Annotated in this window: 25 protein-coding genes and 1 tRNA gene; 12 read left to right on the plus strand and 14 right to left on the minus strand. The window is 67.0% G+C overall.

The features are described 5' to 3' along the window. Positions 1 to 45: 45 nt before the first annotated feature. Positions 46 to 2,046 (plus strand): DUF460 domain-containing protein, encoded by a 2,001-nt coding sequence (locus AUR65_RS03310; protein ID WP_058568418.1) that lies wholly within the window; start codon positions 46 to 48, stop codon positions 2,044 to 2,046. A gap of 15 nt (positions 2,047 to 2,061) precedes the next feature. On the opposite strand, the gene AUR65_RS03315 is transcribed toward AUR65_RS03310, so the two are convergent. After that, positions 2,062 to 2,370, minus strand: coding sequence for a PLDc N-terminal domain-containing protein (locus tag AUR65_RS03315; protein ID WP_058568364.1), 309 nt, complete (start codon positions 2,368 to 2,370; stop codon positions 2,062 to 2,064). A 162-nt stretch (positions 2,371 to 2,532) separates the two neighbouring features. Between AUR65_RS03315 and AUR65_RS03320 the strand changes: the two genes are divergently transcribed. Then, positions 2,533 to 3,519 carry a tyrosine--tRNA ligase gene (locus AUR65_RS03320; protein ID WP_058568365.1) on the plus strand — a complete coding sequence of 329 codons (987 nt, stop codon included), beginning with the start codon at positions 2,533 to 2,535 and terminating at the stop codon, positions 3,517 to 3,519. Positions 3,520 to 3,591: 72 nt separating this feature from the next. Further along, positions 3,592 to 4,404: an alpha/beta hydrolase gene (locus AUR65_RS03325; protein WP_058568366.1), complete on the plus strand. Its 813-nt coding sequence runs from the start codon at positions 3,592 to 3,594 to the stop codon at positions 4,402 to 4,404. Between the two features lie 21 nt (positions 4,405 to 4,425). On the opposite strand, the gene AUR65_RS03330 is transcribed toward AUR65_RS03325, so the two are convergent. After that, positions 4,426 to 4,605: a DUF7470 family protein gene (locus tag AUR65_RS03330; RefSeq protein ID WP_004973908.1), complete on the minus strand. Its 180-nt coding sequence runs from the start codon at positions 4,603 to 4,605 to the stop codon at positions 4,426 to 4,428. A gap of 105 nt (positions 4,606 to 4,710) precedes the next feature. On the opposite strand from AUR65_RS03330, the gene eif1A reads away from it, so the two are divergent. The 5 genes from eif1A to AUR65_RS03355 all read left to right on the plus strand — a co-directional run bounded on the left by eif1A (position 4,711) and on the right by AUR65_RS03355 (position 9,222). Next, the gene (gene eif1A / locus AUR65_RS03335) at positions 4,711 to 5,001 is read left to right on the plus strand and encodes a translation initiation factor eIF-1A (protein WP_004045248.1); all 291 of its coding nucleotides are present in this window, start codon (positions 4,711 to 4,713) and stop codon (positions 4,999 to 5,001) included. A gap of 88 nt (positions 5,002 to 5,089) precedes the next feature. Next, positions 5,090 to 5,950, plus strand: a complete 861-nt coding sequence (gene rio1 / locus AUR65_RS03340) for a serine/threonine-protein kinase Rio1 (protein WP_058568367.1) — start codon at positions 5,090 to 5,092, stop codon at positions 5,948 to 5,950. A gap of 93 nt (positions 5,951 to 6,043) precedes the next feature. Further along, positions 6,044 to 6,586, plus strand: coding sequence for a KH domain-containing protein (locus AUR65_RS03345; protein ID WP_058568368.1), 543 nt, complete (start codon positions 6,044 to 6,046; stop codon positions 6,584 to 6,586). A gap of 255 nt (positions 6,587 to 6,841) precedes the next feature. After that, positions 6,842 to 8,494 (plus strand): thermosome subunit alpha, encoded by a 1,653-nt coding sequence (thsA, locus tag AUR65_RS03350; protein WP_058568419.1) that lies wholly within the window; start codon positions 6,842 to 6,844, stop codon positions 8,492 to 8,494. A 314-nt stretch (positions 8,495 to 8,808) separates the two neighbouring features. Continuing rightward, complete coding sequence (locus AUR65_RS03355; protein WP_058568369.1) at positions 8,809 to 9,222, plus strand: ABC transporter ATP-binding protein/permease; 414 nt, start codon at positions 8,809 to 8,811, stop codon at positions 9,220 to 9,222. A gap of 250 nt (positions 9,223 to 9,472) precedes the next feature. On the opposite strand, the gene AUR65_RS03360 is transcribed toward AUR65_RS03355, so the two are convergent. Further along, positions 9,473 to 9,546: transfer RNA gene (locus AUR65_RS03360), tRNA-Arg, on the minus strand. Positions 9,547 to 9,605: 59 nt separating this feature from the next. Further along, the gene (locus tag AUR65_RS03365; protein ID WP_058568370.1) at positions 9,606 to 9,983 is read right to left on the minus strand and encodes a YccF domain-containing protein; all 378 of its coding nucleotides are present in this window, start codon (positions 9,981 to 9,983) and stop codon (positions 9,606 to 9,608) included. 139 nt (positions 9,984 to 10,122) lie between these two features. On the opposite strand from AUR65_RS03365, the gene AUR65_RS03370 reads away from it, so the two are divergent. Together AUR65_RS03370 and AUR65_RS03375 are read left to right on the plus strand one after the other, a co-directional pair. Continuing rightward, positions 10,123 to 10,692, plus strand: a complete 570-nt coding sequence (locus tag AUR65_RS03370) for an AAA family ATPase (RefSeq protein ID WP_058568371.1) — start codon at positions 10,123 to 10,125, stop codon at positions 10,690 to 10,692. 2 nt (positions 10,693 to 10,694) lie between these two features. Further along, positions 10,695 to 11,111: an RNA-binding domain-containing protein gene (locus tag AUR65_RS03375; RefSeq protein ID WP_058568372.1), complete on the plus strand. Its 417-nt coding sequence runs from the start codon at positions 10,695 to 10,697 to the stop codon at positions 11,109 to 11,111. A 44-nt stretch (positions 11,112 to 11,155) separates the two neighbouring features. Here AUR65_RS03375 and AUR65_RS03380 read toward each other — a convergent pair whose 3' ends face one another. The 4 genes from AUR65_RS03380 to AUR65_RS03395 all read right to left on the minus strand — a co-directional run bounded on the left by AUR65_RS03380 (position 11,156) and on the right by AUR65_RS03395 (position 14,908). Next, entirely contained in the window at positions 11,156 to 12,172 is a 1,017-nt protein-coding gene (locus AUR65_RS03380; RefSeq protein WP_058568373.1) for a nucleoside recognition protein, read from the minus strand. 65 nt (positions 12,173 to 12,237) lie between these two features. Continuing rightward, a complete protein-coding gene (locus AUR65_RS03385; RefSeq protein ID WP_058568374.1) occupies positions 12,238 to 12,798 on the minus strand; it encodes a magnesium transporter in 561 nt (186 codons plus the stop codon). Then, a complete protein-coding gene (locus tag AUR65_RS03390; RefSeq protein WP_058568375.1) occupies positions 12,799 to 13,380 on the minus strand; it encodes a magnesium transporter in 582 nt (193 codons plus the stop codon). Positions 13,381 to 13,513: 133 nt separating this feature from the next. Then, positions 13,514 to 14,908: a signal recognition particle protein Srp54 gene (locus tag AUR65_RS03395; protein WP_058568376.1), complete on the minus strand. Its 1,395-nt coding sequence runs from the start codon at positions 14,906 to 14,908 to the stop codon at positions 13,514 to 13,516. Positions 14,909 to 14,998: 90 nt separating this feature from the next. On the opposite strand from AUR65_RS03395, the gene AUR65_RS03400 reads away from it, so the two are divergent. Together AUR65_RS03400 and AUR65_RS03405 are read left to right on the plus strand one after the other, a co-directional pair. Beyond that, entirely contained in the window at positions 14,999 to 15,973 is a 975-nt protein-coding gene (locus AUR65_RS03400; RefSeq protein ID WP_058568377.1) for a D-2-hydroxyacid dehydrogenase, read from the plus strand. A gap of 33 nt (positions 15,974 to 16,006) precedes the next feature. Then, positions 16,007 to 16,624 (plus strand): LysE family translocator, encoded by a 618-nt coding sequence (locus tag AUR65_RS03405; protein ID WP_058568378.1) that lies wholly within the window; start codon positions 16,007 to 16,009, stop codon positions 16,622 to 16,624. Between the two features lie 36 nt (positions 16,625 to 16,660). Here the strand turns inward: AUR65_RS03405 and ftsY are convergent, their stop codons facing one another. The 6 genes from ftsY to AUR65_RS03435 all read right to left on the minus strand — a co-directional run bounded on the left by ftsY (position 16,661) and on the right by AUR65_RS03435 (position 19,865). After that, a complete protein-coding gene (ftsY, locus tag AUR65_RS03410; protein ID WP_058568379.1) occupies positions 16,661 to 18,007 on the minus strand; it encodes a signal recognition particle-docking protein FtsY in 1,347 nt (448 codons plus the stop codon). 26 nt (positions 18,008 to 18,033) lie between these two features. Beyond that, positions 18,034 to 18,504, minus strand: coding sequence for a prefoldin subunit alpha (gene pfdA, locus AUR65_RS03415; protein WP_058568380.1), 471 nt, complete (start codon positions 18,502 to 18,504; stop codon positions 18,034 to 18,036). After that, on the minus strand, positions 18,504 to 18,680 hold the full coding sequence (gene rpl18a, locus AUR65_RS03420) for a 50S ribosomal protein L18Ae (protein ID WP_004045220.1): 177 nt from the start codon (positions 18,678 to 18,680) through the stop codon (positions 18,504 to 18,506). Before rpl18a ends, pfdA begins: the two co-directional genes overlap by 1 nt. An 81-nt stretch (positions 18,681 to 18,761) precedes the next feature. After that, positions 18,762 to 19,427, minus strand: coding sequence for a translation initiation factor IF-6 (locus AUR65_RS03425; RefSeq protein WP_004973930.1), 666 nt, complete (start codon positions 19,425 to 19,427; stop codon positions 18,762 to 18,764). Positions 19,428 to 19,430: 3 nt separating this feature from the next. Further along, entirely contained in the window at positions 19,431 to 19,709 is a 279-nt protein-coding gene (locus AUR65_RS03430; RefSeq protein WP_058568381.1) for a 50S ribosomal protein L31e, read from the minus strand. A gap of 3 nt (positions 19,710 to 19,712) precedes the next feature. Next, positions 19,713 to 19,865, minus strand: coding sequence for a 50S ribosomal protein L39e (locus AUR65_RS03435; protein ID WP_004045214.1), 153 nt, complete (start codon positions 19,863 to 19,865; stop codon positions 19,713 to 19,715). Between the last annotated feature and the right edge of the window lie 31 nt (positions 19,866 to 19,896).

The following is a 19,896-nucleotide window of genomic DNA, read 5'->3' on the forward strand; positions in this document are numbered from 1 at the left end:
GCGACCGGCGTGGAGTATATATCCGGCGCGACCCTAGTCGCCGTCGTGAACGACCGGACGAGTGCGCTCGACTCGGTCGTCTTCGGCGTCGACATCCAGAGCGGCGATATCCGCGGCGATTCGCCGTCGTACGCGCTGGTCGTGTTGGACACCCGAGACACCGAGTCAGACGAGGTCCGAATCGAACGAGACGTGGTCTCCTTCCGAAAGTTACGCCGACTCATCGAGCGCGACGAACCGCGCGTCGTCGCCACGGACAACATGTACGAGTTGGCGACCGACAAGGACGATTTAGTCCGCTTCCTGCGGTGGCTCCCCCACGGGACGCAGTTGGTGCAAGTGACCGGTGCGGAGCGGCCGGAACCGCTCTCGCGGGTCGCCTCGCGTCACGGCGTCCCCTACGGCAAAGACCCGATGAAGGAGGCCGAGGCCGCGGCCCGGCTCGCCCTCGCCAACGTCGGCTACAAGGTCGCCGCCTTCGAGAACACGACGACCGTGAAGGTCTCTCGCGGCCGCTCGACCGGCAAGGGCGGGTGGAGTCAGGACCGCTACACGCGCCGCATCCACGGGTCGGTCAAACAGCAGTCCCGCGAGGTCGAATCCGCGCTGAAGGAGGCCAACCTCGACTACGAGCGGGACGTGACCGAGAAGTACGGCGGCTACTCGCAGGCGCTGTTTACCGTCGAAGCGCGGCCCGAGGACATCCCCGTGTCCACCCATCGCTCGGGCGACACCCGCGTCGAAATCGAGCGCGAGCGCCGCGACGGCATCGAGTTCGAACCGCTCGTGAAGCGCCGCGACCGCGTCATCGTCGGCATCGACCCCGGCACGACCACCGCCGTCGCCGTCGTCGGCCTCGACGGGCGCGTCCTCGACGTGCACTCGACGCGCACCGCCGACACCGCCGCGGTCATCGAGTGGCTCATCGAGCGCGGGCGACCCAGTCTCGTCGCCGCCGACGTCCAGCCGATGCCCGAGACGGTCGAGAAGTTCCGCCGGAGCTTCGACGCCGCCGGGTGGGCCCCGCCGAGCGACATCCCCGTGGACGAGAAGCTCCACCGGACCCGCGACATCGACTACGACAACGACCACGAGCGCGACGCTCTCGCCGCGGCGCTGTTCGCCTTCGACGCCCACGAAGACCAGTTCGAGCGCATCTCCCGGAAGGTGCCCGCCGACGTGGACAGAGAGGAGGTCATCGCCCGCGTCCTCGCCAGCGAGGAGTCGGTCGAGGCCGTCCTCCGCGAGATGGACGACGACCCCGACGACGGCGGCGACGACCCCGACGAGGAACCCCACGAGGAGCCCGAACTCACGCCCGAAGAACGCGAGATTCGGGAGTTGCGGTCGCGGGTCGAGCGCCTCGAATCGCACGTCGAAGACCTGAAATCGACCATCGAGGAGAAAGACGAGACCATCGAGGAGTACAAAGAGGAACTGTCCGACGCCCGCCGCGAGGAGCGCCGCGAGGCCCGCGAGCGCCGCGAGGTCACCCGGCTGGAACGCGAGAACGGCCGGTTAGAGCGGAAAGTCGAATCGCTCGAATCCGACAAGGCGGAACTCGCAGACAAGCTCGACCAACTGAAGTCGCTGTGGAAGCTCGACCACTCGAACTTCGCGGACGTGAACACCGACGGGAGTCTCGTGCCCGTCAAAATCGTCGAGCAGTTCACCAACGGCGCGCTCGACCACACCGTCGAGGAGTACGGTATCGCCGCGGGCGACGTGGTCTACCTCCGCGACGCCAGCGGGGCCGGGCGGACGACCGCCGAACGACTCGCCGAGTTCGACCCGCGGGTCGTCCTCCGATCGGGCAACCTCTCGGAAGTCGCCGACGAGGTGCTGTTCGAAGCCGAGATTCCGGTCGCGCCCGCCGACGGCGTGACGATTCAGGAGATAGACGAACTCGCCGTGGCGAAGGAGTCCGAAGTCGAAGCCGCCATCGGCGACTGGGAGGACCGCGCCGAGGAGCGACAGAAGGAACAGCAAAAGGAGATGGTGGACCAGATTATCTCCGAACACCGCGCCGAGAACCGGCGCGGATAGCGTCGAGTCGGGTTTTCAGTCGGTCGCGTCGTGGCCGACGACGACGACCGCAACGAAGTACAGCGCCGCGCCGACGAGCGGCAGGAAGAAGGCGAGGACGGCCCAGAACGTCGCGTTTCGGCCCTTGAACGTCGCGTCCTTGTGGACTCGATAGGGGAGGTAGACGTGGGCCCCGAGGAAGTAGACGGCGAAGCCGAGGATGTACGGGAGGAGGTCGCCGCCGCGGACCGACGCCCACATGACCGCGAGCAGGCCGAAGACGACGAGGATGAGCGCGGCGAAGATGATAACTGGCGCACGCGTCGTGTTTCCTGAGTCGGACATCACCCGGAGTTAGGACCGGTGCGTGTTGTCCGTTTCGCCCGCGCGCGGTGGGACGCAAGCGTCTACAGATAGGCACGGCGAGTGCCTCGGGGCTTGACCCCGAGGCGGTTCACGATAATCCCTATCAGAAGTCATATGCCACGTCCCCGACACCGGACACGTATGGACGCATACGACCTGATCACTCGGAACGCCTCCGAAGTGGTCACGGAGGACGAAGTGCGCGCGCTGGCCGACGACCCCGAGGGCAAGCGAGCGTACGTGGGCTACGAGCCCTCCGGCGTCCTCCACATCGGTCACATGCTCACCGCCAACAAGCTCATCGACCTCCAAGAGGCGGGCTTCGAGGTAGTCGTGCTTCTGGCCGACGTACACGCCTACCTCAACGGCAAGGGCACCTTCGAGGAGATTCGCGAGACGGCCGAGCGGATGAAAGCGCAGTTCATCGCCTACGGTCTCGACGAGAGCCAGACGGAGTTCATCCTCGGCTCGGAGTACCAGCTCGACGAGAGCTACGTCCTCGACCTGCACGCGCTCGAACTGGAGACGACGCTCTCGCGCGCCGAGCGCGCCATGGCCGAAATCAAGAGCGGCGACGGCGTCACCGTCGCGCAGGCGGTCTACCCGATTATGCAGGCGCTCGACATCGTCTACCTCGACGTGGACCTCGCCATCGGCGGGATGGAACAGCGCAAGGTCCACATGCTCGCCCGCGACACGCTCCCGAGCATCGGCGAGGAGTCGCCGACCTGCATGCACACGCCGCTCATCGCGGACCTCGGGACGGGCATCGGCAAGATGTCCTCCTCCGAGGGCGTCACCATCTCGATGGAGGACACCACCGAGGACATTGAAGACAAGGTCAACGGCGCGTTCTGCCCGCCGACGGCCGACCCCGACCCGACCGAGGAGGGCGACGAGCGCGAGAACCCCGTCCTCCAAATCTTCGAGTACCACGTCTTCCCGCGCTTCGAGCGGGTCGTCGTCGAGCGCCCCGAACAGTACGGCGGGAACCTCGACTACGACGACTACGAGACGCTGGAGGCCGACCTCGAATCCGGCGAACTCCACCCGGCCGACGCGAAGGGCGCGCTCGCGGACTACCTCGACGAACTCATCGCACCGGGTCGCGCGAAGATAGCGGAGTAACGGCCGCGCTGCATCGACCCGTCGCTCGCCGCCGCCCAAACCAATAGGGGCCCGCCGAACCGACGAGTCGGTATGCCCCGCTCTTCCGACGTTCTCGTTCATCGAAGCCGCACTATCGCCGACCGCGAGGAGCGCACGCTGACCGCTGACGTGTACTGCCCCGACTCCCCGCCGACCGGGACGGGCGACTCGGCCGGGACGAGCGAAGTGGCCCGCCCCCTCGTCGTCTTCGTCTACGGCGGTGCGTGGGAGACCGGTTCGACCGGCCAGTTCGCCCGCTGGGCGCTCGACGCCGTCGAGGAGGGATTCGTCGCGGCCGAGGTGTCGTACCGACTCGGACACGAAGCGCCGTTTCCCGCGCAAATCGAAGACGTGTGCGAAGGTATCGACTGGCTGATCGACCGCGCCGACGAGTTCGGCATCGATTCCGATGCCGTCACCGTCGTCGGTCACTCCGCGGGGGCGCACCTCGCGTTGCTGGCGGCGCTTTCGGACGACGAGTTCGGGCGGCGGACCGACATCGACGCCGCGGTCGGGGTCTCCGGCGTCTACGACCTCCGAGCCGACGACCACGAGCGCGCCGGCGAGTCGCTGCCGCTGTTCGATGGCCGGCCGTCGGCCGCCGAGTTGCGCCGGTGTTCACCGATTACCTACGTGGATGACGACGCCGACGCCGACGCGCCGCCGACGCTGTTGCTCCACGGGAGCGAGGACTCGGTCGTCGCACCGGGCCAGAGCGCCCGGTTGGCGGACGCGCTCGAAGCGGCCGGAAACGAAGTCGAGTACGACGCCGTCGCCGCGGCCGACCACGTCTTCTTGCACTCGTCGTACCACTATCCCGCGGTGCGAAAACAGGTGTTCTCGTTCCTCCGTGAAGCGCTGTGAGACAGGGGATATCGGCGGCTCTCAGGCCATGCCGAACATCTTCATGACGCCCTCGGCGAGGCCGCTGGCGACGAGCCCGAGACCGGCGACGACGAACGCGAGCCCCGCCGCGACGACGGGGGCCTGATAGGCGACGATACCGATACCCAAGAGCAGCGAGACGACGCCGGCGATACCCTTCGTGCCGAGTTTGTCGAGCATACGACGACGGCGGGTCGGGAGCGCCCTAAACGCGTCGTTCCGTCCGACGCTTCCTACCGGTCGAACGTCGGCGGATTTAACCATGCCCACGTCGAACGCTCGCGCATGAGCGACGACGAGAACGAGAGCCGCCGAGACCTTCGAATGCCGAACGACGACGAAGTGTTCGCCGTCGTGACGAACATGCTCGGGGCCAATCGTATTCGCGTCCGCTGTGCCGACGGCGTCGAGCGGACCGCTCGCATTCCCGGACGGATGCAGAAGCGAATCTGGATTCGAGAGGACGACGTGGTGCTCGTCGAACCGTGGGACTGGCAGGACGAGAAGGCCGACGTGAGCTGGCGCTACGAGAAGTCCGAGGCCGACCAGCTCCGCCGCGAAGGCCACATCCAGTAACGCGTTCGAGACAGCGCGACCGTTCGCCGAGTGACACCGAAGCCGGAGCCTGTGCCCTTTTCATCTCGCCTCTCGTAGCCCTAGTCCAATGACTGACGAGTTCGGCATGGTCGAACCCCAGGAGGGCGAGGCGTTCGGCGACGAGTGGGAGGAGATAGACGTCTCCGACGACGAGGCGGACCGCATCGCGCGCCGCAAGGACCGCGACTTCGACGAGTTCCGGATGCGGTTGAAGGACGCCGACCAGTTCAAAGTCGAGCAGTCGGTGTTCGACGACGCGACCTTCGCCGCCATCTACAAACTCGTCCAAGACGGGTACATCGACGCGTTCGGCGGGCCGATTTCGACCGGAAAGGAGGCCAACGTCTTCGAGGCGCTCGGCGGCGACGACTCGGACGTGGCGGTCAAGATATACCGCATCAACGCCTCCGACTTCCGGCACATGCGCGACTACCTCGAAGGCGACCCGCGCTTCGAGAACATCGGCCACGACAAGGGGCAGGTCGTCCGCGCGTGGGTCAGAAAGGAGTTCGCCAACCTCGAACGCGCCCAGCGCGCCGGCGTGCGCGTACCGAAGCCCATCGCGGTCCAGCGGAACGTCCTCGTCATGGAACTCGTCGGCGTCGTGGACGACCGAGCGCGACGGCTCTCGGAAGTGCGCGTCGAGAACCCCCAGACCGCCTACGAGGTGGTCCGCGAGTACATGCGGCGACTCCACCGCGCCGGCCTCGTCCACGGCGACCTCTCGGAGTACAACCTCATCATCCACGAGGGCGAACTCGTCGTCATCGACCTCGGACAGGCCGTCACGGTCCACCACCCCAACGCCGAGGAGTTCCTCCGGCGGGACTGCCGCAACGTGGCCAACTTCTTCCGCCGGCAGGGCGCTGACGCCGACGGCGACTCGCTGTACGAGTTCGTCACGGCCGACGAGGACGAAGACGAGTAGAAACACAGACCCGCCGCGAGACGGGTGTGCGACCGAGACACGCGGCGACCCGCCGAGCGAACGCTTAAACCACTCCGACGGGTATCGGGTGATATGCAGCACGTCAAGGTGCCGCAGGACCGTATCGGTGTTCTCATCGGCGAAGGTGGCTCGACGCTCCGAGAGATAGAGAGTCGCGCGGAAGTCCGACTCGACGTTGACTCGGAAAACGGCAGCGTCGCCATCGACAGCGTCGGCGACCCCGTACTCGGCATGGTCGCTCCCGACGTGGTTCGAGCGGTCGGCCGCGGCTTCGCCCCTGAGGACGCGATGGCGCTCCTCGACGACGACATGATGATGTTCGAACTCATCGATATCGACCGGCACACCCGAAACAAAAACGACATGCGGCGGCAGAAGGGCCGCCTCATCGGCGAGAACGGCCGCACCCGCGAACTCATGGAGGAGTTGACGGGTGCCGACGTGGTCATCTACGGCTCGACGCTCGGCATCATCGGCCAGCCCGAAGAGGTCGAGGCCGTCCGTCGGGCCGTCGAGATGATTCTCGACGGGGCACCCCACGGCGCGGTGTACTCCTTCCTCGAACGGAAGCACAACGAACTGACCCAGGGCTTCAACGTCCGGCAGAACAACTGAGACGCGAGACGCCACCGCCGACGAGTCCACCGCCGACACGGCACTCGCCCGCATCGTCTTTTCACCGCACCCGATTCGACACTGGCGAGGCGACCCGCCGAGAGCCATAGATAAACCCGCAGAATCGACCGCCGTCACCGGGTCTCGACCACCCCACCGTGTTGCGTTTTGGCATACCAATAAACGAAGCTTTTTTATAGAATCACAAACAATCAGGCGATGACTATGAGCCAGCGAATGCAGCAGGGTCAGCCCATGATCATTCTGGGCGAGGACTCGCAGCGCACATCCGGTCAGGATGCGCAGTCGATGAACATCACGGCCGGGAAGGCCGTCGCAGAGGCCGTACGCACGACGCTCGGCCCCAAAGGGATGGACAAGATGCTCGTCGACTCCGGCGGGCAGGTCGTCGTCACGAACGACGGCGTCACCATCCTCAAGGAGATGGACATCGACCACCCCGCGGCCAACATGATCGTCGAAGTCTCCGAGACCCAGGAGGACGAGGTCGGAGACGGTACGACGACGGCCGTCATCATCGCCGGCGAACTCCTCGACCAGGCCGAGGAGCTCCTCGAATCGGACGTTCACGCGACGACCATCGCGCAGGGCTACCGCCAGGCCGCCGAGAAGGCCAAGGAAGTCCTCGAGGACAACGCCATCGAGGTCACGGAGGACGACCGCGAGACCCTCACGAAGATCGCCGCGACGGCGATGACCGGCAAGGGCGCGGAGTCCGCGAAGGACCTGCTCTCCGAACTCGTCGTCGACGCCGTGCTGGCCGTCAAAGACGAAGACGGCATCGACACGAACAACGTCTCCATCGAGAAGGTCGTCGGCGGCACCATCGACAACTCCGAACTCGTCGAGGGCGTCATCGTCGACAAAGAGCGCGTGGACGAGAACATGCCCTACGCCGTCGAGGACGCGAACATCGCCATCCTCGACGACGCGCTGGAAGTCCGCGAGACCGAAATCGACGCGGAAGTCAACGTCACGGACCCCGACCAGCTTCAGCAGTTCCTCGACCAGGAAGAAAAGCAGCTGAAAGAGATGGTCGACAAGCTCGTCGACGTCGGCGCCGACGCCGTGTTCGTCGGTGACGGCATCGACGACATGGCGCAGCACTACCTCGCGAAGGAGGGTATCCTCGCGGTCCGCCGCGCCAAGTCCTCCGACCTCAAGCGTCTCGCCCGCGCGACGGGCGGCCGCGTCGTCAGCAGCCTCGACGACATCGAGGCCGACGACCTCGGCTTCGCCGGCTCCGTCGGACAGAAGGACGTCGGCGGCGACGAGCGCATCTTCGTCGAGGACGTCGAAGACGCGAAGTCCGTCACGCTCATCCTCCGCGGCGGCACGGAGCACGTCGTTGACGAGCTCGAGCGCGCCATCGAGGACTCCCTCGGCGTCGTCCGCACGACGCTCGAAGACGGGAAGGTCCTCCCCGGCGGCGGCGCTCCCGAGACGGAGCTCTCCCTGCAGCTCCGCGAGTTCGCCGACTCCGTCGGCGGCCGCGAGCAACTCGCCGTCGAGGCGTTCGCCGAGGCGCTGGACATCATCCCGCGCACCCTCGCCGAGAACGCCGGTCTCGACCCCATCGACTCCCTCGTCGACCTGCGCTCGCGCCACGACGGCGGCGAGTTCGCAGCCGGCCTCGACGCCTACACGGGCGAGGTCATCGACATGGAAGAAGAGGGCGTCGTGGAGCCCCTCCGCGTCAAGACCCAGGCTATCGAGTCCGCGACCGAAGCCGCAGTCATGATCCTCCGCATCGACGACGTCATCGCGGCTGGCGACCTCTCCGGTGGCCAGACCGGCGGTGACGACGACGACGGCGGCGCGCCCGGCGGCATGGGCGGCGGCATGGGTGGCATGGGCGGTATGGGCGGCATGGGCGGTGCGATGTGAGCACCCCCAGATAGGCCTACACCACTCACACCCACACCCTGACTTCGCATCGACTCGAATCGCTCGGCCGAATTCACGACGTTTTTTGCGGATTCACGCCCGTTAGCCGCCGCTTTGTCCGCTCGCGTATCGGTTGGGACGCCGTTAATCGAGCGTCCGCGCCACGTCGTCGTCTGACGCCGCGAGACGGCGGTCGTATCGGTAACCGATTCGCAACAGAAGTTGACGAATCTCTATAAAACGTCCGAGACGGTTCGTGAAACGCCGGTACTCGTCTCTATACTTATCTCCCGTGACAGCCTCTGTCAGCGTGTATGTCCTCTCCCGAGCCCTCGGCGGACGCCGCCGCCTCGGACGCGACCACGCCCGCGAATCGGCCGCTATTTCTGGCCGTCGTCGCGCCCCGAATCTCCGAGGCGGCGGTGCTCGCGGGAACGCTCCTCCCCGGTTCCGGCCCGCTCGTCCGCGCGCCACACAGCACCTCGCCATCGAACCTCCGCGCCGCCCTCGCCGCGATGCGGCGACCGGACGCCCCGCTCGTCGTGGCGACCGATAGCGCGGCCGCCGTCCGCGACGCCGACCGCGTCCACGTCGCCGACGGCGGCGTCGTGGTCGAGTCCGGTGCGCCGAGCGACCTCCTCGCGGTCCCCGGCGTCTACGCCCGGCGCTACGGTGCCGAAGTCGGCGCGAACTTCGCCGACCCGGGAAAAGACGTCGCCGACGAGTGACGGGCGCACCCGGATTGCCGCCCAACCTTCACTTTCCTCGCCGAACGAGCTGGCGGCATGGGCGAGAGAGCGTGTTACCGGGAGTTCTGCCCGGACTGCGACGCGCCGGTGACTATCGTCGACGACGAGTGCCCCGACTGCGGTCGGGAGTTGGCGGTCGTCTGAGAACCACAACGAAAAGAGCGCGACGGGATTGAGCAAACGCGAAGCGTTTGCGATGTCCGTCGCGCGAGCGAGGCCTCCGGCCGAGCGAGCGCGACGGGATTCGAACCCGCGACCATCGGATTAGAAGTCCGACGCTCTGTCCGACTGAGCTACGCGCCCTCGATGCCCACAAACCGGCCCTGCAAGAAAAACGAATCGGGTTCTACCCGTCACACGACCTACCCGTCGAAGCGGTACAGCGACGTGACCGCAGGGAGCCTGTTGAGCATCCAGATGCCGACCGGGAGGCCGACGATGGTGAGCGTGAACAGCACCGCCACGTTCGCCCAGACCCAACTCAGCCACCAGCCGACGAACACGAAGTAGACGGCCCGAACGATGATTGACCGCTGCCCCCGAGACGAGTCGGGTTCGAGCCGCGATTTCGGCTCCTTCAACGAGAGCACCGTCGGCACGAGGTTGATGAGCGCGACGCCGAGCGGGATGCCGATGACCGTCGCGTTCAGGAACCACGCGACGTTGACGACGGCAGGGGTCGCCCACCAGCCGACGAAGACGAACCAGATGGCGCGGACCACGAACGAACGCTGAGACATGGGCGTAGTACGCGGGCCGAGGCGAAAAGCGACGGGGTGAGTCGGGAGCGCCGAGGCGGCGACGGGAGAGCGGCGAAAACCCGCCACCCGGAGCGACGTGAAGGGAGGCTTTAACAGCGCCAACGCGGTAACACCGGCTATGAGAGTCATCGGGACGGTCGGCCTGCCGGGAAGCGGCAAGGGCGAACTCGCCGAGGTGGCCCGCGAAGCGGGCGTGCCCGTCGTGACGATGGGCGACGTCATCCGCGAGGAGTGTCGCAAGCGCGGCCTCGACCCCGCGACGGACCACGGGAAGATAGCGACCGCGCTCCGCGAGGAGGAGGGCGACGACGCCATCGCCGCGCGGTCCCTGCCGATGGTCGAACAGCACCTCGAATCGAACGACGTGGTGCTCGTCGACGGCCTTCGGTCGGGCGTCGAACTCGACCGCTTTCGGGAGGCGTTCGGCGACGACTTCGTCCTCGTGAGCGTCGAAGCGCCGTTCGAGACGCGCGCCGAGCGCCTGCTCGACCGCGACCGCGACGACAGCGACACCGACGTTGAGGCGCTGAAAAAGCGCGAGCGCCGCGAACTCGACTTCGGGATGGGCGACGCGATGGACCGCGCCGACGTGGTCATTCAGAACACCGGCACGCTGGCGGAGTACCGCGAGACCATCACCAAGTTGTTCGAAGAGGGGCCCGAGGCGGTCGCGGAGGCCGACGCGTGAGCATGATTTACAGCGTCGACGTCCGCATCGAAGCGCCCGTCCGCGACACCGAGGTCACGGACCGCGTCGGCGACGCCGTCGAGAACATCTTCCCCGGCGTCGAACTCGACCACGAACCCGGGAAACTCGTCGGCGAGACCCACGAACTGGAGCGGTTCTCCGAGCGCCTCCACGAGCAGGCCATCCTCGACACCGCCCGCCGCGAGTTCGCCAAGCGCCGCGACGACGACGGCTTCTCGTTCGCGCTGAAAAAACAGGCCGCGTTCAAGGGCGTCGTCAACTTCTCCGTCGGCAACCCCGACGAACTCGGCGACATCGACGTCCACGTGACCGTCCGCGACCCCTCCGTCGACGAGGTCATCGACTACATCGCGCCGCCGACCGAAGACGGGCGACCGGTCGACCCGAACGACCGCTAAACCGTGAGCGAGACCGGAGACTGAGACGGCGTTTTCCCGTCTACTCAGGTGACCAACAGCGCCACAGCGACGGCGATAAAGACGATTTTCAGCCCCGTGTTGACGGCGATGACCTTCGACCCGAACTCGGGGCCCCAGATGCCGTACTGGAAGGGAATCGACCGCTTGAACGTCGAGACGGCGAAGGAGATGATGCCGCCGATGAGCATCGTCGCCACGGCCTGTTTCGGCGTGAACGTCTCGCCGACGGCCGGCGCGATGGCCGCCGCGCCGGCCGTCGTGTCGAACGCGAACGCGACGACGACGGGGACGGCCGCGCCCGGCAGGCCGACGAGGTTCGTCAGCGGACTGGCGAGCGCCGCGAACGATTCGAGGTCGGTCGTCCGCAGGAGGAGCGTGACGGCCACGTAGACGACGGCCAGTCTCGGGACGATGCGCCGCAGTTTCGTCCACGTGCTCCGCGCGGCGTCTTCTATCGTCTCGCGGAGCGAGTCCTCGGTGTCGTCCGCGTCGTCGGCGCTCGCGTCGGCGGCCGATTCGACCGCGTCAACCGCACCGCCCGAACCGTCGGTCTCGGCGACCGCGACCGGGGTCGTGTTGCGGTCAGAAAGGAGTACCGCGCCGGCGACGACGCCGGTCGCGGTGATGGCCAGCGCGATGGCCGCCCGCGCGCCGACGTACATGAAGCCGACCTCGCGGCCGAGGATGGGGATGAGCACCGGCCAGTAGAACGTGAAGATGTGCTGGACGAAGCCGAAGAACGTGTTGATGGTGACGGCGACGAGGGTCGCCCGGTCGTCGAGGACGCCCGACTCGCGGAACTCCGCGAGCATCCCGTAGCCCGCCGTCGTCGAGGCGGCGGTGGTGACGATGGCCGTCCCGACCTCGTCCGGGAGGTTCGCGGGACTCGTCAGATACCGCGAGAGGCCGGCGATGCGCTCGACGAGGCCGAAGGCGACGACGAGATTCGCGGCGAAGACGCCCACGGCGATGTAAGCGGCGATGCGCGCGACTCGCGGGAGCACCTCGAACAGCACCGGGAGGACGGCCGACGACTGCACGACCGACGGTCGGTGCCGAGCGAACTAATCGGCGTCGGTCGGCGGGAGGCGGTTCGAACGTCGGGTCAGACGAGTGCCTGCGCGACTCCGAACAGGACGACGACGCCGAGCACGTCGCAGACGTTGGTGACGACGGGGATGACCACGTCGTCGGGGTCGAGGCCGAACCGATAGGCGACGTAGGTCGCCGAAAACGTCACGACGACCGCGAGGACGGCCAGCGAAATCCCGCTCGACAGGGCGACGAGGACGACCTTCTGCAGGGCCAGCGACGTGTCGCCGGAGACGAGGAGCGTGGCGACCCACGCGCCCACGCCGATGACGGGGAAGACCGTCACCGCGAGGGCGACCGTGGCGACGGCGTTGCCCGCGAGTTCGTCGTCGCGGGGCGAAAACGAGAGCGTCCCGAGGTGGAACGAGGTGGAAAGACGCGCCGCGAGGACGCTCCCGAGGTTCCCCGCGGTCCCGATGGTGACGGGGACGAGCACGAGCAGCGACGGGTAGCGGAATAGCTGTGCCTCGAAGCTCCCGAGAACGAGGCCGCTTCCGAGTTCGACGAGCGTGAGCACGAGCAACACCGGGAGCATCGCCCGCGTGATGGCGCGGACGGTCCACTCCGTCGGCACTCAGAACACCCCCGCGACGGCGAGGACGGTTCGGACCGCGATGAGCAGAAAGAGGATGCCGAACACGTCGCCGGTGGTCGTCACGACCGGGCCGACGATGGTGTCGGGGTTGCGCCCGCGGCGGTAGCCCGCGAAGACGACGCTGACGACGACGACGGTCAGGACGATGCCGGACAGCAGACCGGCGACGATGGCGACGCCGACGAGAATCGGGAGCGGCGCGACCCGACTGCCGAGGAACGTGAGGAGGAAGAACGCGACGACGGCGGCGAACGTGCTCGTAAGCACGCCGTTGGCGAGTGCGGCCGTCGCGGCGGCCCGGAGTCGCTCGTCGCCGCCGGTGACGCGGGGTTCGATGAGCCCCTGATGGAGCGCGGTGGCGATGCGAGCGCCGAGCGAGCCGTAGACGTTGCCGCGGGTCGCCAGGAGCGCGGGAACGAGGACGAGAAGCCCCGGCACGGCCCGGAGTTCGGCCCGCATCCCCCCGAGGACGACGCCGGCGACGAGGCCGCCGACGAGGCTGGCCGCGAGCGCGGGCAAGGCTTCCTTGTAGGCCTCGACCGCCACGTCTCGCACGGTCATTGTGGGGTGCGACGAACCCGAGCGTTAAAAGTCGGCGGTATCCCGGCGAGCCGCGAGAACCGCGCGGTCGCGGAATCGGAGAACCAGAACCGCAGAAAACGAAGAATCGAAGGGAAGGGAACGGAACGCGGGGTTAGAACGGCCCCATGCCGCCGAGACCGCCCATGCCGCCACCGCCGCCGCCCTGGTTCTGGAGTTTCTTCATCATCCGCTGCATGTCGCCGTCGCCCATGTTCTGGAACTGCTTGATGGTCTGTTCCATCATGCGGTGCTGTTCGAGCAGTTCCTGTATCGTCTCCTCGTCCTGTCCCGACCCCTGCGCGATGCGCTTGACGCGGGACGCGCCGACCTTTCGCGGGTTCTCCAGTTCCTCTTCGGTCATCGAGTCCATGATGACCTCGAACGAGCGCATCCGGTCTTTCGTCACGTCCATCGCGTCGTCCGGAAGTTGGTCTTTGATGCCGCCGCCGAAGCCCGGAATCATGTCGAGCACCTGGTCGAGCGGCCCCATCTTGTCCATCGCCTCCATCTGCTTTTGCATGTCCTTGAGGGTGAAGTTCCCCTTCATCATCTCCTCGGGGTCCCAGTCCTCGTCTTCGGCCTGGGTCTCGGACATGGCGCGTTCGACGCGCTCGGAGAGTTGTTTCAGGTCGCCCATCCCGAGCAGGCGGGAGATGAAGCCGTTCGGCTCGAACCGCTCGATGTCCTGGACCGTCTCGCCCATGCCGAGGAAGGCGATAGACGAGTCGGTCTCGTTGACGGCGGTCAGCGCGCCGCCACCCTTCGCCGTCCCGTCGAGTTTGGTGATGACGACGCCGCCGATGCCGATGGACTCGTCGAACTGCTGGGCCTGTTCTTTCGCCCCTTGCCCGATTGCCGCGTCGAGGACGAGCAGGTTCAGGTCGGGCTGGACGACGCCCTCTATCTCCTCGATTTCGTCGATGAGGTCGTCTTCGAGCGCGTGGCGACCGGCCGTGTCGACGATGTGCACGTCGGCGTCATCGGTGGCTTCGAGGCCGTCGCGGGCGATTTGGACCGGGTCGTCGCAGTCGGGGTCGCCGTAGAAGTCGACCTCGGCGCGCTCGCACATCTGCTTGGCCTGGTCGTACGCGCCGGGACGGAAGGTGTCGGTCTGGATGACCGCGGGGCGGAGGCCCTTCTTCGAGAACCACCACGCCATCTTGGCGGAGGTGGTCGTCTTCCCCGACCCCTGGAGGCCGGCGAGCATGATGGTCTGCGATTCGAGCGGGATCTCCGTCGACTCGCCGATGAGGTCGACGAGTTCCTCGTAGACGATTTTCAGGACGTGGTCGCGGGCGTTCGTGCCGCCCGGCGGCTCCTCTTCGAGCGCGCGGGTCTTGATAGAGTCCGAGAGGTCCATGACGAGGCTGACGTCGACGTCGGCGGAGAGCAAGGAGCGCTGAATCTCCTTGACGATCTCCTGAACGTCGTCCTCGTCGAGGCGGGACTTCCCGCGCAGCTTATCGAGACTGCCGCGGAGGGAACTCCCGAGATTGTCGAGTACCATTGTCCCTTCCTACGCCGTCGCGTCGGTAAAGGCTTTATCCGTCGCGTTCGGGGCCAACACCTATCGGCTCGGCCCCCGACAGCGCACTCGATGACCACGATTCTCGTCCTCGACCGTCCCACGCACGGAATCCCGGCGTCGGAGTACGCTTCGGCCCTCCGCGAGCGACTCCCCGACGCGACCGTGCGCCACCCGAAGACGACCGCCGAAACGCTTGCTGCCGCGCGCGACGCGACCATTATCACCAGCACGTCGCTCCCCGACGAGGTGCTCGACGCCGCCGACGACCTCCGACTGTTCGCCGGCGCGGCCGCAGGCTACGACCACCTCCCGCTGGAAACGCTCCGCGAGCGCGGCGTCCGCGTCACCAACGCCTCGGGCGTCCACGGCCCCAACATCGCCGAACACGTCATCGGCTGGCTCCTCATGATTACCCGCCGACTGGACGAGGGGCTCCGCCGCCAGCGACGCCGCGAGTGGCGACACTTCCAGTCGCACGGTGAGCTGCACGGCTCGACGGCCACCGTGGTCGGCCTCGGTGCCATCGGACAGGCGGTCGTCGAGCGACTCGACGCGTTCGGCGTCGAGACCATCGGCGTCCGCTACACGCCCGAAAAGGGCGGCCCGACCGACGAAGTGCTCGGGTTCGACGACCTCGAATCGGCGCTCGTCCGCACCAACTTCCTCGTGGTCGCGTGCCCGCTGACCGACGAGACGCGCGGACTCATCGACAGCCGGGCGCTGGAGGCGCTTCCCACACACGCCGTCCTCGTCAACGTCGCACGCGGCGGGGTCGTCGACACCGATGCGCTCGTCTCGACGCTCCGAAGCAACCGCCTCCGCGCCGCCGCGCTCGACGTGACCGACCCCGAACCGCTTCCCGAGGACCACCCGCTTTGGGGCTTCGAGAACGTCTACATCACCCCGCACGTCTCCGGCCACACGCCGCACTACTGGACGCGCGTCGCCGACATCCTCGCGGAGAACGTCGAGCGACTGGCGTCGGCGTCGGACGGCGAAACGCCAACGCTCCGCAATCAGGTCGTTCCGAGCCCGAACCCCTGAGGTACTTGCCGCGGCGAATCGTACGCCCGAGCGATGACGACGCTCGCGTTCGGACTCGACGCCGCGACCTACCTCGCGTTCTGCGGCGCGGCGGTCGCGCTCATCCTCGCGCCCGGCCCCGACACGATGTACGTCCTCGCCCGCGGCCTCGACGGTCGCGGACCGGGCGTCCGGTCGGCGTTCGGCATCGCCACGGGCGTCCTCTTTCACACGCTCCTCGCCACGGTCGGCGCGGCGGCGCTCTTTCGAACCGTTCCCGAGGCCGCCGCGGCGGTCAAGTACGTCGGCGCGGCGTATCTCGTGTACCTCGGCGTCACCGCCCTCCGGAACGACGAGTTCGACCCCTCGGTCGAGACCGACGGCGGGGCAAGCTTTCGTCGGGGCGTCCTCGTCAACGCGCTCAACCCGAAAGTCGCGCTGTTCTTCCTCGCGTTCCTCCCCGGCTTCGCCGGACAGGGCGCGGGAACCGGAATCCGAATGGCGAGTCTGGGCGCGACCTACGCCCTCCTCACGGCGGTGTACCTCTCTGCCGTCGCGCTCGGCGCGAACCGACTCGGGTCGAGACTCGCGGAGACGCGGGTCGCGAGCGCGCTGAACTACGTCGGCGCGGGGACGATGCTGCTGCTCGGGGTCGTGCTCGTACTGGAGTGAGGCGACCGGAGGAAAAGGACGACGGACCGAGTACGATTACTCGTCTTCGCCGAGCAGGCGCTCGACCATCCGTTCGGGGTCGAACTTCTCGATGTGGTCGTAGCCCTGTCCCACGCCGAGGAACAGGATGGGCTTGCCCGTCACGTACGCGATGGAGATGGCCGCGCCGCCGTTGGAGTCGGCGTCCGCCTTCGTCAGAATCGCGCCGTCGATGGCGGCCGCGTCGTTGAACTGTCGGGCGCGTTCGACCGCGTCCTGTCCGGCGACGGCCTCGTCCACGAAGAGGGTGAGGTCCGGGCCGACGACGCGGTCTATCTTCTCCAACTGCGCCATCAGGTCGTTCGAGGTGTGGAGCCGACCCGCCGTGTCGCCGAGGACGATGTCGATGTCGTGGGCCTCGGCGTACTCGACGCCGTCGTAGATGACGGCCGCCGGGTCGCCGCCCTGCTCGTGGGCGATGAGCTTCTTGCCGAGCGCCTCCGCGTGCTCGCGGATTTGCTCGTTCGCGCCGGCGCGGTAGGTGTCGCCGTTGGCGAGCACCGTCGAGTAGCCCTGCTTCTCGAAGTACTTCGCGAGTTTGGCGATGGTCGTCGTCTTCCCGACGCCGTTGATGCCGGTGAAGATGAGCGTGACCGGTTTGTCCGCCTCGGCGATGCGCTGGTCGAAGTCGAACTGCCCGACGCTGATGACCTCGTAGAGCGCGTCGTGGAGCGCCTCGGAGACGAGTTGCCCCGTGCTCTGGACCTGCTTTCGCGTCTCGCCGATGAGCTTCTCGCGGATGGTCTCGAGAATCTCCTCTGCGACCTGCATCTCGACGTCGCTCTGGAGGAGCGCCATCTCGAGTTCCCAAAGGGGGTCTTCGAGGTCTTCCTCCTCGATGACGACCTTCCCCGTGGCGAACGCGGCGGCGCGGCGGAGCCGCCCCGGCCCGGAGGAGTCGTCGGCGTCTTCCTCGGCCAGCGCCGCCTTCGCGGCGTCGGAGGCGAGCGACTCGCGCGGCTCGGCCTCGTCGGCCGCCGGTTCGTCGACCGCTTCCGCGTCGGTGTCGGAGTCGGCGTCAGCCTCGGAATCCGGCTCCGGGGTCGCCGCCGGTTCGGACTCGGCTTCGACCGCCGCAGACGCCGACTCGGCGTCCGCGGGAGCGTCACCGACGGCGTCGGCTTCGGAATCAGCGTCCGCGTCGCCGACGGCGTCCGACTCCGAATCGGAGTCGGAGTCGGCGGGTTCGGCCTCGGGTTCGACCGCCGCGTCTGCTGGTGCTGATTCCGCTTCCGCGTCGGCCTCGGGTTCGGCCTCGTCGGCGGCCGCCTCGGCCTTCTCTTCGGCGGTCTCTTCAACGTCGTTACGGAAGCGGTTGAGTTTCTTCTTCAGTCCGTCGAACATCTGAATAGTAGGAGGTGGGGGTTACCTTACTCGTCGTCGCCGTCGCCGCCCTCGCCCTGCATCTGCTGCATCTGCTGCATCTGCTGTTGCTGCATCTGCTGTTGGGCCTGCATCGCCTGCTCTTCGATCTCGTCGCTCTCCTCTTCGAGCTCCTCGATCTGGCCGCGAACGCTCGCGATCTCCTCGTCGAGCGCGTCCTGCTTGCGTCGCAGGGTCTCGATGGCCGTGCTCTGTTCCTGCTCGGCGGCGTAGTTCGCACCGAGGGAGACGACGATTTCGTCGATGTCCTGAACTTCGGCGCGGAGATACGCGTCGCCGCCGAGGGGGACCTGCACCGTCGAGCCCGTTTCGAGCGTCTCGATGGCTTCGACGGCCTCGTCGATTTCGTCCTTCTCGGTGTTCAGGTCGGAGACCTCGCTTTCGAGGGATTCGATTTCCTCGTCGATAGCCTGCAGTTCCTGGGAGAGCTGCTGAAGTTGCTGCTGACCGCCACCCATCATGCCGCGGTCACCTCGTTAAGCTCGACCTTCGTGCGCTTGATTCCGTGCTCGCTCCCGATGAGCGAAAAGGCGCGTTCCTGTGCGACGTTCTCGTTCGGTGCTTCGACAGTCTTCGTGAACTCGTGGACGACGCCACGGCTCGTGAAGCTGCCCGTGATAATGAACTGGCTCATGCACGTCGGTCGGGTGGCGAGCGGGAAAGGTCTTCCTACTCGGAGCGAAACTGAAGCGAGAAACGGGGGGACGCGAGGCCCTCAGTCGATGTAATCGAGGGCGTCTTCGATGCGACCCAGTTCCGGGCCGGTCGTGTCCTCGCCGACGATGTATCCTTCCTCGTTAGCGACGAGGCCGGAGCCGACGAGCGGTCCGCCGTAGTTGATGGTGCCGATGTCGGCGCGAACGTCGAGGAGCGCTTCGAGCGCTTCGAGTTCGGGTTCGCGCGACTTCGGGTGGCAGAGGACGCCGCGGTTGTTGGCGACGGCCGCCATCCCGACGGTTCGAACGTCGGCGAGGTCGCCGCGTTCGACGGGGACCTCCAGGGCCTCCTCGACGGCCGAGACGGCCTCGTCGGAGAGGTCCGCGTGGACGTACGCGCCGTAGTCGTTCGCGAGAACGACGTTGCCGGCGGCGTTGATGCGACCGGGAAGCTCGTAGACCGGGAGGTCCACGGCGTCGGTGAGGGCCTCCTTCTCGCGAGACGTCGCACGGCTCGACACGAGAAGTCCGTTCTCGTTACCCGTCGCTAACGCACCGACCGTTCCCGACCCGCCGACGGTCGTCTTGACCAGCGGCACGTCGAGTTCCTCGGCCATCTGCTCGGCGAGCGAGTCGTCGGCGTCCGGGCGGACCAACAGCGCGTCGTCGGTCGCGCGAGCGAAGACGCCGATGTAGGACGAACCGGCGAAGGAGGCGCGAAGCACCGTTTACTCGGCCGGTTCCGCTTCGACGACCGACTCGCCGTCCTCGTCGAAACGCGCGGCGCGGACGCGGAACTTGCTCGGCGGGCTCTGCCGACCGTGCGCCCAGATGTCCTCGTTGATCTGCGTGTCGAGACGCACGTTCTCGGCGTCGACCTTGAAGTGCTTGGCGAGGTGCTCGCGGATGATCGTCATCGAGCGACCCGCGCGTTCGTGTGCCGGAACCGCCTGCACGTCTCGGAGCGGGACGGTGACGACGCGCTCCTCGAAGTCGTTTGCGCTCATTGCTTACTCGTCCGTGTTGCTCCGCCGCCAGTTGCGACGCTTGGGGTTTCGCGTGACTTCCATGTCCGTCTTGAGCATGACCCACGCGGGGACACGACTGTTCTGGCGCTCGAGCTTCGCCAGACGCTTCTTCTTAGACTTCGACTTCTTACCCATAGTGGGCTGTACTTTCCATCCTCCGCATAAA

The organism is Haloferax marisrubri (assembly GCF_001469875.2).
Taxonomy (GTDB): domain Archaea; phylum Halobacteriota; class Halobacteria; order Halobacteriales; family Haloferacaceae; genus Haloferax; species Haloferax marisrubri.

What these genes read in the sequence shown, in the direction of transcription:
- AUR65_RS03315 (WP_058568364.1), bottom strand. Translation starts at nt 2,370, where the DNA reads ATGTCCGACTCAGGAAACACGACGCGTGCGCCAGTTATCATCTTCGCC.
- AUR65_RS03320 (WP_058568365.1), top strand. Translation starts at nt 2,533, where the DNA reads ATGGACGCATACGACCTGATCACTCGGAACGCCTCCGAAGTGGTCACG.
- AUR65_RS03325 (WP_058568366.1), top strand. Translation starts at nt 3,592, where the DNA reads ATGCCCCGCTCTTCCGACGTTCTCGTTCATCGAAGCCGCACTATCGCC.
- AUR65_RS03330 (WP_004973908.1), bottom strand. Translation starts at nt 4,605, where the DNA reads ATGCTCGACAAACTCGGCACGAAGGGTATCGCCGGCGTCGTCTCGCTG.
- eif1A (WP_004045248.1), top strand. Translation starts at nt 4,711, where the DNA reads ATGAGCGACGACGAGAACGAGAGCCGCCGAGACCTTCGAATGCCGAAC.
- rio1 (WP_058568367.1), top strand. Translation starts at nt 5,090, where the DNA reads ATGACTGACGAGTTCGGCATGGTCGAACCCCAGGAGGGCGAGGCGTTC.
- AUR65_RS03345 (WP_058568368.1), top strand. Translation starts at nt 6,044, where the DNA reads ATGCAGCACGTCAAGGTGCCGCAGGACCGTATCGGTGTTCTCATCGGC.
- thsA (WP_058568419.1), top strand. Translation starts at nt 6,842, where the DNA reads ATGATCATTCTGGGCGAGGACTCGCAGCGCACATCCGGTCAGGATGCG.
- AUR65_RS03355 (WP_058568369.1), top strand. Translation starts at nt 8,809, where the DNA reads ATGTCCTCTCCCGAGCCCTCGGCGGACGCCGCCGCCTCGGACGCGACC.
- AUR65_RS03365 (WP_058568370.1), bottom strand. Translation starts at nt 9,983, where the DNA reads ATGTCTCAGCGTTCGTTCGTGGTCCGCGCCATCTGGTTCGTCTTCGTC.
- AUR65_RS03370 (WP_058568371.1), top strand. Translation starts at nt 10,123, where the DNA reads ATGAGAGTCATCGGGACGGTCGGCCTGCCGGGAAGCGGCAAGGGCGAA.
- AUR65_RS03375 (WP_058568372.1), top strand. Translation starts at nt 10,695, where the DNA reads ATGATTTACAGCGTCGACGTCCGCATCGAAGCGCCCGTCCGCGACACC.
- AUR65_RS03390 (WP_058568375.1), bottom strand. Translation starts at nt 13,380, where the DNA reads ATGACCGTGCGAGACGTGGCGGTCGAGGCCTACAAGGAAGCCTTGCCC.
- AUR65_RS03395 (WP_058568376.1), bottom strand. Translation starts at nt 14,908, where the DNA reads ATGGTACTCGACAATCTCGGGAGTTCCCTCCGCGGCAGTCTCGATAAG.
- AUR65_RS03400 (WP_058568377.1), top strand. Translation starts at nt 14,999, where the DNA reads ATGACCACGATTCTCGTCCTCGACCGTCCCACGCACGGAATCCCGGCG.
- AUR65_RS03405 (WP_058568378.1), top strand. Translation starts at nt 16,007, where the DNA reads ATGACGACGCTCGCGTTCGGACTCGACGCCGCGACCTACCTCGCGTTC.
- ftsY (WP_058568379.1), bottom strand. Translation starts at nt 18,007, where the DNA reads ATGTTCGACGGACTGAAGAAGAAACTCAACCGCTTCCGTAACGACGTT.
- pfdA (WP_058568380.1), bottom strand. Translation starts at nt 18,504, where the DNA reads ATGGGTGGCGGTCAGCAGCAACTTCAGCAGCTCTCCCAGGAACTGCAG.
- rpl18a (WP_004045220.1), bottom strand. Translation starts at nt 18,680, where the DNA reads ATGAGCCAGTTCATTATCACGGGCAGCTTCACGAGCCGTGGCGTCGTC.
- AUR65_RS03430 (WP_058568381.1), bottom strand. Translation starts at nt 19,709, where the DNA reads ATGAGCGCAAACGACTTCGAGGAGCGCGTCGTCACCGTCCCGCTCCGA.
- AUR65_RS03435 (WP_004045214.1), bottom strand. Translation starts at nt 19,865, where the DNA reads ATGGGTAAGAAGTCGAAGTCTAAGAAGAAGCGTCTGGCGAAGCTCGAG.